The organism is Hyphomicrobiales bacterium, assembly GCA_030688605.1.
Taxonomy (GTDB): domain Bacteria; phylum Pseudomonadota; class Alphaproteobacteria; order Rhizobiales; family NORP267; genus JAUYJB01.
In genome coordinates this window covers 24,178-39,791 of the sequence record JAUYJB010000163.1, presented here as the reverse complement: position 1 = coordinate 39,791, position 15,614 = coordinate 24,178, and the positions used below count along the sequence as shown (strand labels likewise).

The following is a 15,614-nucleotide window of genomic DNA, read 5'->3' as shown; positions in this document are numbered from 1 at the left end:
AAGGCCCTTTCCCCATGACCTCCCAGTCCCCTAAACCCCTGTCAGAGCCCCTGGACGACACCGGCCGGCAAAACCGCCTCCTCGAGCTTGCCGAGGGGCTGCTCGCCGCGGCGCGGCCGGCGGGCGCCGATGCTGCCGATGTGGTCGCGGTCTCGGGCCGGGCGCTGTCGGTGTCCTGCCGGCTCGGCAAGGTCGAGGAGACCGATCGCGCCGACAGCGACGGTCTGGGCTTGCGGGTCTTCGTCGGCCGCCGCCAGGCGGTGGTCTCGTCGAACCGCTGCGATCCGGCTGAATTCGCCGAGCTTGCCGAGCGCGCGGTGGCGATGGCCCGCGCGGCGCCCGAGGACCCCTATTGCGGGCTTGCCGATCCGCAGCGCCTGGCCAAGGACTGGGCGGGGCTCGATATCCTCGATGTCAGGGAGGTCAGCGCCGACGACCTCGCCGCCCTGGCGCTGGCCTCGGAGGAGGCGGGCCGCGCGGTTTCCGGCATCACCAATTCAGACGGAGCGTCCGCCTCCTGGTCGCTTGGCGGCATCGTACTTGCCACCAGCGACGGTTTTCGCGGCGGCTATTCCGGCTCGAGCTTTTCGGTTTCCTGCGCCCTCCTTGCCGGCCAGGGCACGGCCATGGAGCGCGACTATGAATATGAGACGCGCACGCATCTTGCCGACCTGCCGGCGGCGGACGAGATCGGCCGCAAGGCCGCCGAGCGGACGGTGTGCCGGCTCGGCGCGCGCAAGCTTGCCTCCTGTCAGGTGCCGGTCGTCTACGAGCCGCGTACGGCGTCAAGCCTCGTCGGCCATTTCCTCGGTGCCGTTTCCGGCGCCGCCATCGCCCGCAAGACGAGCTTCCTGAAGGACAAGCTCGGCGGGAAGGTGTTTAAGGAGGGCGTCGCCATCATCGACGACCCGTTGCGGCCGCGTGGCTTGCGTTCGCGGCCCTTCGACGCGGAGGGCGTCGCCGCGGCGCCGCTCGACCTTGTCGCCGGCGGGATCCTGCAAAGCTGGCTCCTCGATGCCGCCACCGCCCGCGAGCTCGGCCTTGCGACGACGGGCCATGCGCGGCGCGGCGTTGCCGGCCCGCCCGCGCCGGGGCCGAGCAATTGTCATCTTGCCGCAGGCGCCGTCAGCCCGGAGGACCTCATCAAATCGGTCGATCGGGGGCTTTACGTCACCGAGCTCATCGGCTTCGGCGTCAACGCAGTCACCGGCGACTATAGCCGCGGGGCGGCCGGCCTATGGATCGAGAAGGGCGAGCTTGCCTTTCCCGTAAGCGAGGTGACCATCGCCGGCAATCTCAACGACATCTATGCCGGGCTGACGCCGGCCGACGACCTTTCCTTCAAACGAGCCGTCAATGCCCCGACGGTGCTGATCGACAGGATGACCCTTGCCGGTCGCTAAGCCGGATCTGGGCCTCGCCGCCGAGCTGGTGCTGCTGAGCGAGGCGGTGCGCGCGGCGGGCGCGGCGGCGCTTAAATTCTACGGCAACGAGCCGCGGGTCTGGCACAAGGACGACCGGTCGCCGGTCAGCGAGGCCGACCATGCCGCCGATGCGGTGCTCAAGAACCGGCTTACGGCGGCGCGGCCGGCCTATGGCTGGATGTCGGAGGAAAGCGGCCATGTCGCCGCGCGCGGGCCGCAGGACCGGCTGTGGATCGTCGATCCGATCGACGGAACCCGCGCCTATCTGAAGGGTCGAGCCGAATGGGCGGTCAGCGCCGCATTGGTCGAAAAGGGCCGGCCGATCGCGGCCTGCGTGTTCAATCCGGCAGCCGGCCTGTTCTTCACGGCGATGAAGGGCGGCGGCGCCCATCTTAACGGCGCGGCAATTCGCGCCAGCAACCGGGCATCCATAGCCGGCGCGCGCATGCTCGCCCACGACAGCGGCCTGCGCGGCCGGCGGTGGCGCCTGCCCTGGCCGGACATGGAGCTGCACCGCGTCAACTCGATCGCCTACAGAATATGCCTGGTCGCGAGCGGCAAATACGACGCCGCCCTGTCCGGGTCGAACAAGAGCGACTGGGACCTGGCCGCGGCGGACCTTATCGTTCATGAGGCCGGCGGCAGGATTAGCGCTTTTAATGGCGTGGGTTTCGTTTACAACAGGGTTGGATTTCGCCACCAGAATGTCGTCTGCGCGGGAGCGCGTCTGCATGCCAAGCTGATCTCGCATATCAAAGCCGCGATTCGGCCCTGATGGAGGGATGGGCTTTCTTGCCTCCTGCGGCGGGGGGCACGGAATGCTCGATAATGCCCAAATGCCTAATTTTGGTGTACATTTGCCTCGACTTGTTGATGCGGGTTTGACCGGACGGCGGTCCCGGACCCGTTCGATCACGTGAGGAGGAATGGCCGAGCTTGAGGGAAAGGTAAAGGCGCGTGACGGGAGCCCACGGTTGAGCGAGAGGATCTTCACCGACCGCGCGAACGTCGAGCGCGAGATCGACAGCCTCCACCTTCGTCAGATGACCACTTGGCAGGTGGTGAAGCGCATCGCCGTCGACCTCCTGCGCCCGCGCATCAGGATCATCCTCATCGGCCTTGCCGCCATGCTGGCCGTCGCCGCGACCACGGCCGCCATCCCGTTCATGATTCAGCTCGCCGCCGACGAGGTCTTCACCAACCGCAACGAGAACCTCCTCTATATTCTGCCGCTGACCATCGTCGTGATCGTCTTGATCAAGGGGGTGGCCGATTACGTCTCGTCCGTCGCCGAAGCCTATGTCGGCCACAGGGTCGTCGCCGATCTCAGAATCGAGATGTTCGAGAAGATTGCCAACTCCGACCTGAGTTGGCTGCAGCGGCACCATTCGGGCCGCTTCATCTCCTCATTCCTGACCGACTCGGTGATGATCCGCAACGCCGCCGGAAACATTCTGGTGGCGATCGGACAAAACCTTCTCAAGGTCGTCGCGCTGTTGTTCGCCATGTTCTGGATGGATTGGCGGCTGGCCGGAATGGCGATCATCCTGATGCCCGTCGGCATCCATCTTCTCGGCCGGCAGCGCCGCCGCGTGCACCAGTCGGCGGCCAAGTCGCTGCAGGAGACCGGCGATCTCGGCTCGCTCATTTCCGAGACGCTGACCGGCATCCGCGTGGTCAAGGCCTATCATCAGGAAGCGCGGGAATGCGCGCGGGCGCGGGCGACCATCGACCGCACCGTCGAATTCCTGATGCGCGCGGTAAGGGCGCGGGCGACCGCCGGACCGATCGCCGAGACTCTGACTGGCCTGGGCTTCGCGCTGGCCGTGTTCTACGCCGGCTTCCAGGGCATCCACGGCAAGCTGACGATCGGCCATTTCATGGGCTTCGCCACCGCCGCGATGCTGACCTATCAGCCGATCAAGGCTCTGGCGACCCTGCAGACGACGTTGCAGGAGGGCATTGCCGCGGCCATTCGCATCTTCGGCATCATCGATCAGGACGTAAATGTGCGCGAAGACCCGAACGCCCGTCCGCTCAAGGTCTCGAAGGCCGGAATCGTCTTCGACCATGTCACCTTCGGTTACAATTCCGGCCAAAAGGTGCTGGCCAACTTCTCGCTCGACATCCCCGCCGGCAAGACCGTGGCGCTGGTCGGCCCCAGCGGCGCCGGCAAGAGCACCGTGCTCAACCTGCTGTTGCGATTCTTCGACCCGCAGCAGGGCAAGATCCTCATCGACGGCCAGGATATTTCCGAGGTCACCCTGTCGAGCCTGCGCATGGCGACAGCGCTGCTCACCCAGGAGCCGTTCCTGTTCGACGACACCATTTATGCCAACATCGCCTACGGCTCGAACGGGGCAAGCCGCGCCGATGTCGAGCGGGCCGCGTGCATGGCCGCCGCGCACGACTTCGTCATGCGGCTGCCGCGCGGCTACGAGACATCGGTCGGCGAAGCCGGCGGCCTTCTCTCCGGCGGCGAGCGCCAGCGCATCGCCTTTGCCCGCGCCATGCTGAAGGACGCCCCGATCCTTCTTCTCGACGAGCCGACGAGCTCGCTCGACAGCGAAACCGAGGCGCAGGTCCAGTCGGCGCTCGACACGCTGCTCAAGGGGCGAACGGTGTTGATGATCGCGCACCGCCTCTCGACGATCAGGAATGCCGACCTCATCTGCGTCCTCAATCGCGGCCGGATCGTCGAGACTGGGCGCCACGACGAGCTTGTCGCCCGTCGCGGCGCCTATGCGGATTTCTATCGCAGGCAGCTTCACGGCGGCCCGCCGCAAACTCGGGCGGACGTGAAGGAGGATCTGCGCGACAGCGTAGCCTCGGCGCTGTCCGGCGCCGTTGATTGAGCGTTCCGCGACATGTTGAAGAAACTCGGCCGTTCTGCGGCCGCGACGGCGGCGCTGGGCTGCATTCTGACTGCCTATCTCCGCCTCACCTATAAGACGAGCCGGTTCCAAGTCGTGCCCGAGGACATCTATGAGCGCGTCGACCGCAACATGCCGATCATCCTCGCGACATGGCACGGCCAGCATTTCCTGGTCCCCTTCCTGCGCCGGCCGCAGGACAAGGTCGCCGTGCTGGTGTCGCGCCATCGCGACGGCGAGATCAACGCCGAGGTCCTCCGTCGCCTCGGCTCCGGGCTCATTCGCGGCTCCGGCGACCATGCCCGTCGCTTCGTGCGCAAGAGGGGCGCGGCGGCGTTGCGCGAGATGGCCCGCGCTTTGGCCGCGGGCACCAGCATCGTCATGACCGCCGACGTACCGAAGTCCTCCCGGCGCGCCGGTCGCGGCATCGTCGCCCTGGCGCAGATATCCGGCCGTCCGATCTATCCCGTGGCGGCGGCGACGAGCCGGCGCTTCGAACTCGATACCTGGGACAGGGCGGCGGTGAACCTGCCGTTCAGCAAGGGGGTCTTCGTTTGCGGGGACCCGATCTTCGTGCCCGCCGATATCGACAAGAGCCAGGCGGAGCAGTATCGACAGAAGGTCGAGGACGCGCTCGATGCGGCGACCGAGCGCGCTTACGCCATCGTGGACCAACGTCGTGGCCAGACCGCTTAGCCTCGCCCTTTATCGTGCGCTGATTCGCACCGGGGCGCCGTTTGCCGGAGTTCTGTTGGCGCTGCGCCGCAGCCGCGGCAAGGAGCATGGCGAGCGGCTGTGCGAGCGGCGCGGCATTGCCACCTGCGCGCGCCCGGACGGGCCGCTGATCTGGGTGCACGGAGCAAGCGTCGGCGAGACGCTGTCGATCCTGCCGCTGATTGAGGCCCTTTCGGCCCGAAAGCCGGCTGTTTCGGTGCTGCTGACTAGCGGCACGGTTTCCTCCGCCGAGGTCATCGAGACCCGCGCGCCGCAGCGCATGCTGCACCAGTTCGTGCCCCTCGACGTGCCGGAGTTCCTCGAGCGCTTTCTCGACCATTGGCGCCCGCAGCTGGCGCTGTTTGTCGAATCGGAGCTGTGGCCGAACACGATCTCGGCGCTGAAACGGCGTGGGCTTGCCACCGTGCTCGTCAATGCCCGCATGTCCGCGCGCTCGTCGCGGCGCTGGCGCCGGGCACCGGCGACGATCCGCTGGCTGCTGCAGAGCTTCGATCTGTGCCTGGCGCAGAGCGAGGATGATGCGAGGCGCCTGACCGCTCTCGGCGGCGCCGCGGTTCACGTGACCGGAAATTTGAAATTCGATGCCCCGCCGCCGCCGATAACGCCGGACGCGCTCGCCGCCCTGCAAGAGGCGATAGGCGACCGGCCGATTCTCGTTGCCGCGAGCACCCATGCCGGAGAGGAAAGCCTGCTCGCCCAGGCGCATCGGGAACTTGCCGGCGCCATCCCCGGCCTGATGACGATCATCGCCCCGCGCCACCCGCCGCGCGGACCCGCCATCGCCCAGGAGATCGCGGAATTGGGGCTGACGGCGAAGCTGCGTTCGCGCGACGGCCTGCCGGACGCCGATACCGGCATCTATATCGCCGATACGTTCGGCGAGCTCGGCCTGCTCTACCGCCTGGGCGAGGTCGTCTTTGTCGGTGGATCGCTGGTTGCCCATGGCGGGCAGAATCCGATCGAGCCGGCCAAGCTCGGCGCCGCCATCCTATACGGGCCGCACACCTTCAACTTCGCCGAGATATATGCCCTCATCGAGGCGGAAGGCGGCGGCCGCCGGGTGACGTCGCAGGCAAGCCTCGTCGAGGCGGCGAAGACTCTGCTCGCGGACGCGGCCCAACGCCGCTGCATGGCCGAACGCGCCCGCTGCACGGTGGAATCGAGAAGCGGCGCATTGACGCGCACGCTGACCGCCTTGTGCCCCTATCTTCCGGGCCGGGAGGCGTAAGCCAATGCTCGCACCTTCCTTCTGGGACGCCCCGGGGCGATCCTGGCAGGCGTCGGCGCTGGCGCCGCTCGGTTTTATCTATGACGCGTTGACGCGGCTGCGATTTTGGCTTGCGCGGCCTTACCAGAGCCGGCTTCCCGTCATCTGCGTCGGAAATCTTACCGCCGGCGGCGCGGGAAAGACCCCGGCCGTTCTGGCGCTGGCTGAGCTTCTGCGCGGGCAGGGGCTTTCCCCTGCCATTCTCAGCCGCGGCTATGGCGGCGCCGAGTCCGGGCCGGTCGTCGTCGACCCCAAGACCCAAACCGCCGAGGCGGTCGGCGACGAGCCGCTGCTCTTGGCGCGCGCGGCACCGGCCATCGTCTCCAGGAACCGTCCGGCCGGCGCCCGGCTGGCGGAGCAAATCGGCGCCGACCTTATCGTCATGGACGACGGGCTGCAGAATCCGTCTCTGGCCAAGACGGCGTCCTTCGCTGTCATCGATGCGGAAACCGGCATCGGCAACGGCCGGGTGATCCCGGCGGGACCGTTGCGGGCGGGACTTGATTTTCAGATCAAGCTTATCGATGCACTCATCCTTGTCGGCAAGGGGCCTGCCGGCGAAACCCTCGCGGCACGGGCCAAGCGGCATGGCATCCCGGTGTTCCGGGCGAGAATAGCGGCGCGGAACGACGGCGAATTTGCCGGCAAGCGGGTCATCGCCTTCGCCGGCATCGCCCGACCGAAGAAATTCTTTGCTTTGCTTACGGCCGCCGGCGCAGACATCGTCGCCGAGCGCGGCTTCAGCGACCATCACGCCTTCTCGGACCGCGAAGCCGAAGAGCTGTTGGCGGTTGCCGAACGCGAAGGCGCCTTGCCGGTGAGCACGGAAAAGGACCTGGCGCGCCTCAAGGGCCGGACCGGGACGCTCGGGCGGCTGGCGGACGAAACGCGGCCGCTTCGGGTATCGCTGATATTCGACGATGCAAGCGCGGTCGCCGAATTCCTGCTCAAAAAGGGGATCGCGGCGAAAAAAGCCTAGGGCCTGCGCTCAAAAACAGAATCTGAGGGGCGTTCCAAATTTCCTCGTTTAGGGGTCATCCGGACGATCGACCCAAACGCGCGCACGTCGCAGAAATGCCAAAAGCGGAATATAGATTCCCGTTCGCGCAGGAGAAATTTTTTCTGGCCGTGTGCAACCTAGACATGAATTCTGCGAAGGCCGCCGCCGGTCCCAAGCCGCTGAACCGAGATGAAGTGTCACGCTTTCGATCGATTTCGAATGTGCTACCTTTCTCGGTCGACGGGAAAAGTCATCCGGGAAATCTCGGTCCATCTTCCCAGAGCGGCGAACGCCCCTGATCAAATCTCGAACCCGAGCGGAGGAAAGCCGTGGAGATTCTTCAACCCCAGGGGTGGGCGAAGCCCCGCGGCTATGTGAGCGGCATCAAGGCGCGGGGATATATCGTCGCGCTGGCCGGCCAGGTCGGCTGGAACGAGAACCAGGTCTTCGAGACAGACGTGATCGCCGAGCAGGTCCGCGCGGCCCTAAAGCGCATCGTCAGGCTTCTCAATGAAGCCGGAGGCGGACCCGAGCACATTGTGCGCCTCAACATGTACATGATTGACCGCGATGCCTATTTTGCCGAGGGGAAGGCCATCGGCGCCGCCTTCCGCGCCGAACTGGGCGATCATTCTCCCCCCATAACTGCGGTCGAGGTCAGCAAGCTTATGGTCGACGAAGCCAAAGTCGAAATCGAGGCGCTCGCCGTCATTCCCCACTGATGACGCGGCCGGGCGGCGGCGCTTGCTTTTGCTTGCGCCACAGGTGCTGAAGAAGTCCCCTTGTCGGCGGCCGGACGCGGTACGCGGGCGGGTGGTCGCTTATATTCGCTTCAATGTGTTCGGCAGCTTGAATCCACTTGCTGAGCACAAACTCAAATAGCATCTGCGGACTCAACACCGCGTCTGTCTTAGAGAATAATGCTCGGATTGCGGATGTTCCGATCGCAATCGATGAGATTGACCTGCTTCACGAGGATATCCCATCCGTCTTCTTTTTGCCGCAGGCGGTGGCCACACCAGCCGGCCCAATGACGGACCTCCTCGGCCCAGAACTCGCTGATCATGAAAGTCGACCGCACCATGAACAGGTCCTCGGCATCCGTTGCGAACACCTCCACATTGCTGACGAGCCGCACGGTGCGCGACGGCGGCCTTTGCGACCAGGCGTGCGCCAGCCGCAGCCGATAGATGCGGTCCTCGAGGCGGCGCCGGTCGTCGAAAGCAATCGCGACCTCGCGGCGCGGGTCGCCGCCCTCGGGCGTCGCCGGCACCCAATAAAGGCATTCCGGCGCGTAAAGGGCGAGCCAGTCTTCGAGCCGAAGCTCTTCCAGAAGCCGCGCTTCGCGCTCCAGCACCCTGCGGCAGGAATCGCGCAGCGCCGGATCGTCGCGCTCCAATTCCTCGCGCCGCCAGCCGGTGAAGTCGGTGATCAGTTTTTCGTAGAATTCATTGCCGACATAGTGCGAGGTCAGCGACGGGTCGTGCTTCATGCCTGACCCCTTCATGGCTCGCGCCGGATCGCCAGCCTCGGCTCGGCGGTCATCAGGCGCTTATATTCCTTCATGTATTCGCGCATGAAGACCTCGTCGGTGGCGGGCGCGATAAGGGTGCCGTCGTCCTGCACCCGAACCCGGCCTGGGATACCCATGCCCCGATGCATGTAGATCCACTCGTCCTCCTTGGCGGCGAGGCCCACCTGGATTTGCTCGAAATTGGTCAGATCGTCGACCTCGCCGAAATTGGGAAAGCCCTCCTGGGTACGCATGCGCAGCGCGTTGATATCCTCCAGCACGCCGGCGAACTCGCCGCTCTCGTCGATGATCGCGGTGCCGTACCAGGTGGTGTCGGTCTCGTCGACGGCGATGGGTTGGAGCACCTGGATGTGATTGCCGAGGATCAGCAGGTTGGGGAACACGTTGATGTTGACGGGCTCCGAGGCGGCGAGATCGAGCGCCCGGTCGGCCTTGTCCCCTAGTTTGGCTCTCAGGTTTTCATCGTAGTGCTCCATGCCGGGATGGCTCGCCTCGATCTCCCACAGCGCGCCGGGCCTTGCGTTGATGTTCGGCCGCTTGTCCTTGAAATGGTGGCCGTGGCCGAAATACTGCACATACATGGGGGCCGAATCCGGCGAGTCCTTGTAGAAGGACATGCCCTTGCGCCCTTCCCTCTCCAGCCGGTTCTCCATGGCGAGAAGCGAGCGATGCGAGAAGACCACATGGTAGCCGTCGGCGGAATTGTCGTAGGCGAGCTTCCAGTTGCCCTTGTATTTCAGCCGGTTGGCCTGGGCCAGCACGACCTTGCCGCCGGGGTGACGGTCGAGCCACTCGTCGATTGGCTTGGTCACGGGGCCGAGATAGTCGCGCAAGGGTGGCGCGTCCTCGTTCAGCGTGCCGAAAATGAAGCCGCGATAGCTTTCGACCCGCGGAACCTGGGCAAGGTTGAACTTGGCGTCAGAGAAGTCGGTCGCATAGCCGTCCGGCCACGGCACGCCGGAAAGCTTGCCGGAATTGAGGAAGGTCCAGCCGTGATAGGGGCATTGGAAGGACTTGGCCGAGCCCTTGCCGAGCCGGCACACGGTGGTGCCGCGGTGGGTGCAGCGATTGAACAGGGCGCGGATCGTGCCCTGTGAATCGCGCGTAACGATGATCGGCCGAAGCCCCAGCCGCGCGGTCACATAGTCGTCGCGGTTCGGGATCTCGCTCTCATGGGCGAGATAGACCCAGACCGCGCCGAATATCTTTCTCATCTCCTGATTGAAAATGGCGGGGTCGGTGTAGAGCAGGCGATGGACGCGGTCGTCCTGTACCAGCTCGCCATAGTCGACGTGCTCCGGCGAACCGTGCGCACGGCGGTCGAGCCGTTCAAGCTTGGTCATGGTCTGGTCGTCCAATCGCTAGAAAAAGTCGAAATACTCGTTCTGTTCCCATTCGGTCACGTCCCCGCCAATGTGCTCCAATCCGCGCTCGTTGCAAAATGTGTGGAACCGGCCGAGCTCGGCGCGCTTGAGCGCCAAATAATAATCGACAAAGACATCCCCGAATTCGCGGCGGACCAGCTCATCCTTGTCGGTCGCCTCGATCGCCTCGCCGAGATTGGCGGGCAGTGCCGGGTGGTCGGATTGATAGGGGTCGGTCTCGGGCGGGCCCGGGTCGAGGTTGCGCGCGATGCCGTTGAGGCCGGCGACGATCTGCCCGGCGATGAATAGATAGGGATTGGCCGCGGGCTCGCCGGCGCGGTTTTCAAGCCGGGTCGCCGTATCGCCGACGCCGCCCAGCGCGCGGATGAAGACGCCGCGGTGGTCGATGCCCCAGACGGCGCGGTCCGGCGCCAGTGAGTTGGGCCGGAAGCGGCGATAGCCGTTGACCGAGGGTGTGGCGAAGATGCTGGTTGCCGAGGCGTGGGTGAGCAGACCGCCGAGATAGGCGCGGCCTGTCGGCGACAACGCCTCGCTATCTGAGTCCGGCATGAAGAGATTGCCGCCCGTCTTGGAGGAAGTCAGCGACTGATGCAGATGCCAGCCGCTCGAGAAATAGCCCTTGAGCCCGGGATGGCACATGAAGGTGGCGAAATATCCGAGGCGGCGGCAGATCTGCCGCGTCGCTGTGCGCATCAGCACAAGATCGTCGGCGGCCCTGAGCGGGTCTTCCGCCTGAAACGTGCATTCGAGCTGGCCCGGCCCCCATTCGTTTTCGATCGAGCGCACGGGAAGCTCGAGCGCCCGGTAGTTCTTGGCAAGCTCGCTGATGACCGGCTGCATCAGGTCGAGATTGGTTTCGGAATGATAGGAATAGCCGGGCTCCACCGGCGTCGTGCGCAGCGCCCGGCCGCGCAGGCCCGGCACGCCGACATGCTCTTCGGTGAACCCCTCCTCGGCCGCCTTGGCGAGGTACCATTCGACCTCCAGCCCGACCCGGCAATCCCGGCCCTGCTCCTTAAGCCGCTCGACCTGCGCCTTCAGTAGACGCCGGGTCGAAAAGTGAAACGGCTTGCCGTCACGGAAATATTCGTCGCACAGGACCCAGCCGATGCCCGGCGCCCAGGGCAGAACGCGGAAGGTCGCGGGATCGGGCACGATGACGAGGTTCGGCGAGCCGGTCATCTCCTCAAGCCCCATGCCGCCGCCGCGCGTGAAGGACGCGAACACGCGCCCGCCCGAGCCGTCCAGGGTGCTCGTCGCCACGTTGATGTTGTAGCCCGCGGAAAGCGCCTCGACGAAGACTTCGGGGGCCACCGCCTTGGCGCGCGCGGCACCGTGGAAATCTGCCCAGGCGAGGCGGACAAGATGCAAGGCTTCCTTCTCGACTCGGCGTTTCAGTTCATCGGCGAGCCGTAACTGCTCCTCCGAATAGAGCCCATGGCGCGCGATGAAGGGGATGTCCGCACTCATTTTGATCGGTGGTCGGTACAACATGGTCTGGTCGATGCCTCGCGCCGGCGGGGGAATGTGCGGGCCTTTCGTTCGCCGGACTTTACCGATGCCGGTCGCGACTTTCCACCTGGAACAATTTGAAAAACATAACACGAAATAGGGAATGAAGGCGGTCAGGGTCCTCCGCCGGTCACCCGACCCCTGGTGCGAAGAGTTCTTCCGGCTCGACGACGCGCGGCGAAAGGCCCTGCTCGTGGACATAGCGGCCGATGGCGGCGAGCGTCGGCCGGTTGGGCTCGAGCCCATAGGCCCAGAAATCCTTGCCGAAGACACGCCATGCCTCCTCGACGTGATCGAGCAGAAACGGCAGCGCCACCTTCAGCGCGTCGCTGTCGTAAAGCCCTTCGAGCGCCAAATCCTTCGCCTCGCAAAAGGCCTTGTAGAGGCTTTTCGCCACCCAGGGGTGCTTGGCATGGACATCCTTGCGCACCACCACCGTGTGCATGATCGGGAAGATACCGGTGCGGCGGTAATAATCCTCTTCGACCTCTCTGAAGTTCGGGAACAGGCGGGCGATGAGCGGCGAGCCGTCGAGGAACAGCTTGGGGATATAGATGGAGAACAGGGCGTCCAGTTCGCCGGCTTCGAACATCTCCTCCAGCGTTTGCCCGGTGTCGAGGAACTCCAGCCTTACGTCATCGGGCAGGTCGAGCGGGATCAGCCGCTTCTCGGCGAATGTGTTGAGCGGCCCCATGAACCAGTGGATGTCGGAGTCCTTGACGCCATATTCGTGCCGCATCATGCCGCGCATGAAGACGAGCGCCGTCGCGCTGTACTGGCTGGTGCCGACCCGCTTGCCCTTCAGGTCCTCCGGCTTCTCGATCCCCGCGCCCTTGCGCACATAGATGCAGGAGTGGCGGAAGATCTTCGACAGCGCCACGGGAATGGCGATGAAGGGGCAGTCGCCGCGGCCAGTCAGCGCCGTGTAGGAAGCAAGCGACAGTTCGGAGGCGTGGAACTCCTGGTCGTCCAGCATGCGGCGGAAGGTCTCGCGCGGCCGCAGCACTCTGATGTCGAGGTCGATGCCCTCCGGCCTGACGCTGCCGTCGATCAATGCCCTGGTGCGGTCCGAGCCCCAGCAGGCAAGAGTAAGATTGAGATTGGCCATATGTCGTCAGGCGTCCAGCCTTATCTTTCCCTCGACCACGCCGACATAATACTCCCAGGCCCGGATCGGCTCGTGGACCCGGTCGTCGCCGTGGCGCCGCGCTGCGCCTTCCGGCGAATAGGCGCGCGGCGTAAAGCCTGCCCCTTGGGCCAGGAGTTGTGCTGCCGCCGTCTCCTCCAGGAACAGCGCCTGTACGCAGGCGTGCGGCACCGACTGGCCGACCGCGATCATGCCGTTCGACTGCAGGATGACCGCTTCTGAATCACCGAGGGCGTCGGCGACGGCCTTGCCCATCTCGTCATTCGCGACCAGGAAGGGCTGCTCGAAGACGTTCACAACGGCGCCGAGATTGGCGCCGAAGCCGTGCGCCACCTTGAGCGGCTCACCGGCGCTGGCGAAGGCTGCCACATGGCGTGGATGGCCGCGCGCCGCGGCCATGATCTCCGGGCGGCGGCGGTAGATGGCGAGATGCATCGGCACCTCCAACGGCGGGCTGCCGTCTCCGGCCACCTGTCGGCCGTCCATGCCGAGCTCGACCAGCTCGGCTTCGTCGGTCACCAGGCCGAGCGCCTTGCGCGGCGTGATCAGGACCCGATCCGCGCCGGGCACGCGGGCCGAGACATGGCCGAAGCCCTCGACGATCTTGAAGCGGGTCAGCACCTGGCAGGCGAGGAGCACCTCGGCGCACAGTTCGGACGTGGAAGCAAATTTCATCGGTGGTCCCTCTCGCGGCTGTGACTTGGCCGCCGGTCTAGTCGATTGATGCGGCCGTCTTAGAGCATACTCGAGCCGCAGGAAATCGATTGGTCGGCGCCCTGCGCAGCGCCTCACCGGGTTTCGCCGGCTTCGTACTCCGCCTCGGGGCGTAGCGGCACGGCGGCGCCAAGATTCCACAAGGCCCAGTGCAGCTCCATGTCGGCGTTGCGCAGCATCATCTCGATCTGCGGATATTCGCAGTCCTTCATGAGCGCGATGAGCTCAGCGCGGATGTCCGAAATGCGCGCGATGTACGTGTCCGTATTCATCCTCTCCTCCTCACCGGTCGAGCGCGCGGCGGAACTCCTTCGGCCGCTGATCGACGATGCGCTTGGTCTTCAGCTCGTAGCGCGGCAGGCTCCCCGGCGCGACCGCGATGGCGCGAAGGCGCACGTGCAGGCCGGCGCGGATGTGGTCGCTCAGGCGCTGGGCGATGTCATCCCACTGGCCCGGCTTGTCGGCAAACGCGGGTGCCGGTTCGAAGCGAATCGTCATCACGTCATTTTCGTCCTCGCGGGTCAGGATGAGCTCGTAGGCGTTGCTGACCTCGGTCACCTCGCCGATCAGATTCTCCACCGCCGTCTGATAGACGTTGGTGCCGCGCACGGTCAGCATGAAGTCGGAGCGTCCCAGCACCGAGCCGACGAACTTGACCCAGCTGCGGCCGCACGAGCAGTCGCTTCCGCGGCGGACCAGGTCATGGGTGCGGTAGTTGAGGAGCGGCTGGGCCGTGTTGGCGTAGGTGGTGACGATGTTCTCCCCAACCTCGCCGTCGGCGATCTCCTTGCCGGTGTCGGGATCCATGGACCAAGTAAACACGTTCATTTCGTTGACATGAACACCGTCGCCGTTCGGACAGCCTGGCGCCAGCGCGTCGATCTCGGCGATTCCGAGCAGCTCGCCCGCCTTCGCTCCCCATGCCTTCTCGATTCCCGCCCGCATCGCCGGCAGCGCGTTCGGTCCCGGCTCGCCGGCGTGGTAGGTGTATCGGATCGAGGACTGCGACGCATCGATGCCCATTTCGGCCGCCACGGCGGCGAGCCGCAGGGCGAAGGTCGGCGTCGATATGAGAACCGTCGGGCGCATCCGCGCGATCGCCTGAATGTGCCCCTTGGTGTCGAGGCCGCCGCCGGAGATGACCCGGCATCCGAGCCGGCGCGCGCCCCAATAGGCGCTCCAGAAGCCGGCGAAATTGCCCCACCCGAAGGCGAAATAGAAAATGTCCGACGGGCGGATGCCCAGCGCCCAGAAGCCGTAGACCCAGGATTCGCCGTAGCGCACCGTGTCGTACATGGAAAAGGGGATCGCCAACGGCTTGCCGGTGGTGCCGGACGTCTCGCAATGGTGGACGACGAGATCGCCGGGCAGAGCGAGCGTCGGGCCGTAAGGCGGCGTTTCGCGCTGCAGGTCGAGGAACTCGCTCTTGTCGGTCAGCGGCACCTTGCCCTTGAAATCGTCAAGCGTGCGGATGTCGGCCGGCTTCAAGCCGCAGGCAGCGAACTTCCTGCGGTAGAAGGGGCTGTAGCGATAGGCAAACTCGGCGAGCCCCTTGAGCCGCGCAAGGTGCAGCGCGTCGAGCTGCTGGCGCGGCATGGTTTCGGTGTATTCGTTCCAGAATTGGCTGTTCCGCGCCGTCTCGCCCAATGCGGACAGGCCGTCCTCGGGCCATGGTCGGCGCCCGGTTGCCGGACTGTCCCTCCCGGTTGCAGTGTCGCTCATCTCACCCTCCCTGCGAGCGGCCGATCGACCTCGTGCCGCGGTGCCCGAAGAACCCCGCTGCGGCGGTCCGCAAGCCATCTTGCTCCTACCGTGCGTCTGGCCGCCTCTCCTCCGCAACATCTTAGCGGGACGCGCAAATTTCTGCAGAACGGCGCGTGAAGCGCTCTTATCGCCGGGCCAAATCGGCCATGCGTCGACGAGATTAACAGCCAGACTCCTCAGAGGGCGGCGCGACGGATTGTCACAAACCGCAACGGGCTGCGCCGCATCTCGGGCATGCGTCAACTAGGTCATGGTTCGC

Annotated in this window: 14 protein-coding genes; 7 read left to right on the top strand and 7 right to left on the bottom strand. The window is 65.5% G+C overall.

The annotated features are described in order from the left end of the window. Positions 1-14 precede the first annotated feature (14 nt). The 7 genes from Q8P46_17125 to Q8P46_17095 all read left to right on the top strand — a co-directional run bounded on the left by Q8P46_17125 (position 15) and on the right by Q8P46_17095 (position 8,021). A complete protein-coding gene (locus Q8P46_17125) occupies positions 15-1,403 on the top strand; it encodes a metallopeptidase TldD-related protein (protein MDP2621870.1) in 1,389 nt (462 codons plus the stop codon). Continuing rightward, entirely contained in the window at positions 1,390-2,199 is an 810-nt protein-coding gene (locus Q8P46_17120) for a 3'(2'),5'-bisphosphate nucleotidase CysQ (protein MDP2621869.1), read from the top strand. Before Q8P46_17125 ends, Q8P46_17120 begins: the two co-directional genes overlap by 14 nt. A gap of 199 nt (positions 2,200-2,398) precedes the next feature. Then, a complete protein-coding gene (locus Q8P46_17115; GenBank protein ID MDP2621868.1) occupies positions 2,399-4,279 on the top strand; it encodes an ABC transporter ATP-binding protein in 1,881 nt (626 codons plus the stop codon). A 12-nt stretch (positions 4,280-4,291) separates the two neighbouring features. Then, positions 4,292-4,993 (top strand): lysophospholipid acyltransferase family protein, encoded by a 702-nt coding sequence (locus tag Q8P46_17110; GenBank protein ID MDP2621867.1) that lies wholly within the window; start codon positions 4,292-4,294, stop codon positions 4,991-4,993. Continuing rightward, a complete protein-coding gene (locus Q8P46_17105) occupies positions 4,977-6,260 on the top strand; it encodes a 3-deoxy-D-manno-octulosonic acid transferase (GenBank protein MDP2621866.1) in 1,284 nt (427 codons plus the stop codon). The genes Q8P46_17110 and Q8P46_17105 overlap by 17 nt, the downstream gene beginning before the upstream one ends. A 4-nt stretch (positions 6,261-6,264) precedes the next feature. Continuing rightward, positions 6,265-7,278, top strand: coding sequence for a tetraacyldisaccharide 4'-kinase (lpxK, locus tag Q8P46_17100; protein ID MDP2621865.1), 1,014 nt, complete (start codon positions 6,265-6,267; stop codon positions 7,276-7,278). A gap of 350 nt (positions 7,279-7,628) precedes the next feature. Then, positions 7,629-8,021 (top strand): RidA family protein, encoded by a 393-nt coding sequence (locus tag Q8P46_17095; protein ID MDP2621864.1) that lies wholly within the window; start codon positions 7,629-7,631, stop codon positions 8,019-8,021. Between the two features lie 188 nt (positions 8,022-8,209). Here the strand turns inward: Q8P46_17095 and Q8P46_17090 are convergent, their stop codons facing one another. The 7 genes from Q8P46_17090 to Q8P46_17060 form a co-directional block, all read right to left on the bottom strand. Further along, complete coding sequence (locus Q8P46_17090) at positions 8,210-8,791, bottom strand: aromatic-ring-hydroxylating dioxygenase subunit beta (protein MDP2621863.1); 582 nt, start codon at positions 8,789-8,791, stop codon at positions 8,210-8,212. Positions 8,792-8,802: 11 nt separating this feature from the next. Then, entirely contained in the window at positions 8,803-10,176 is a 1,374-nt protein-coding gene (locus tag Q8P46_17085; GenBank protein MDP2621862.1) for a Rieske 2Fe-2S domain-containing protein, read from the bottom strand. A gap of 18 nt (positions 10,177-10,194) precedes the next feature. Then, the gene (locus tag Q8P46_17080; GenBank protein ID MDP2621861.1) at positions 10,195-11,688 is read right to left on the bottom strand and encodes a glutamine synthetase family protein; all 1,494 of its coding nucleotides are present in this window, start codon (positions 11,686-11,688) and stop codon (positions 10,195-10,197) included. 172 nt (positions 11,689-11,860) lie between these two features. Continuing rightward, entirely contained in the window at positions 11,861-12,838 is a 978-nt protein-coding gene (locus Q8P46_17075) for an ABC transporter substrate-binding protein (protein MDP2621860.1), read from the bottom strand. 6 nt (positions 12,839-12,844) lie between these two features. Further along, the gene (locus Q8P46_17070; GenBank protein ID MDP2621859.1) at positions 12,845-13,552 is read right to left on the bottom strand and encodes a class II aldolase/adducin family protein; all 708 of its coding nucleotides are present in this window, start codon (positions 13,550-13,552) and stop codon (positions 12,845-12,847) included. A 113-nt stretch (positions 13,553-13,665) separates the two neighbouring features. Then, entirely contained in the window at positions 13,666-13,863 is a 198-nt protein-coding gene (locus Q8P46_17065) for a hypothetical protein (protein ID MDP2621858.1), read from the bottom strand. A gap of 10 nt (positions 13,864-13,873) precedes the next feature. After that, a complete protein-coding gene (locus Q8P46_17060) occupies positions 13,874-15,313 on the bottom strand; it encodes a hypothetical protein (protein MDP2621857.1) in 1,440 nt (479 codons plus the stop codon). Between the last annotated feature and the right edge of the window lie 301 nt (positions 15,314-15,614).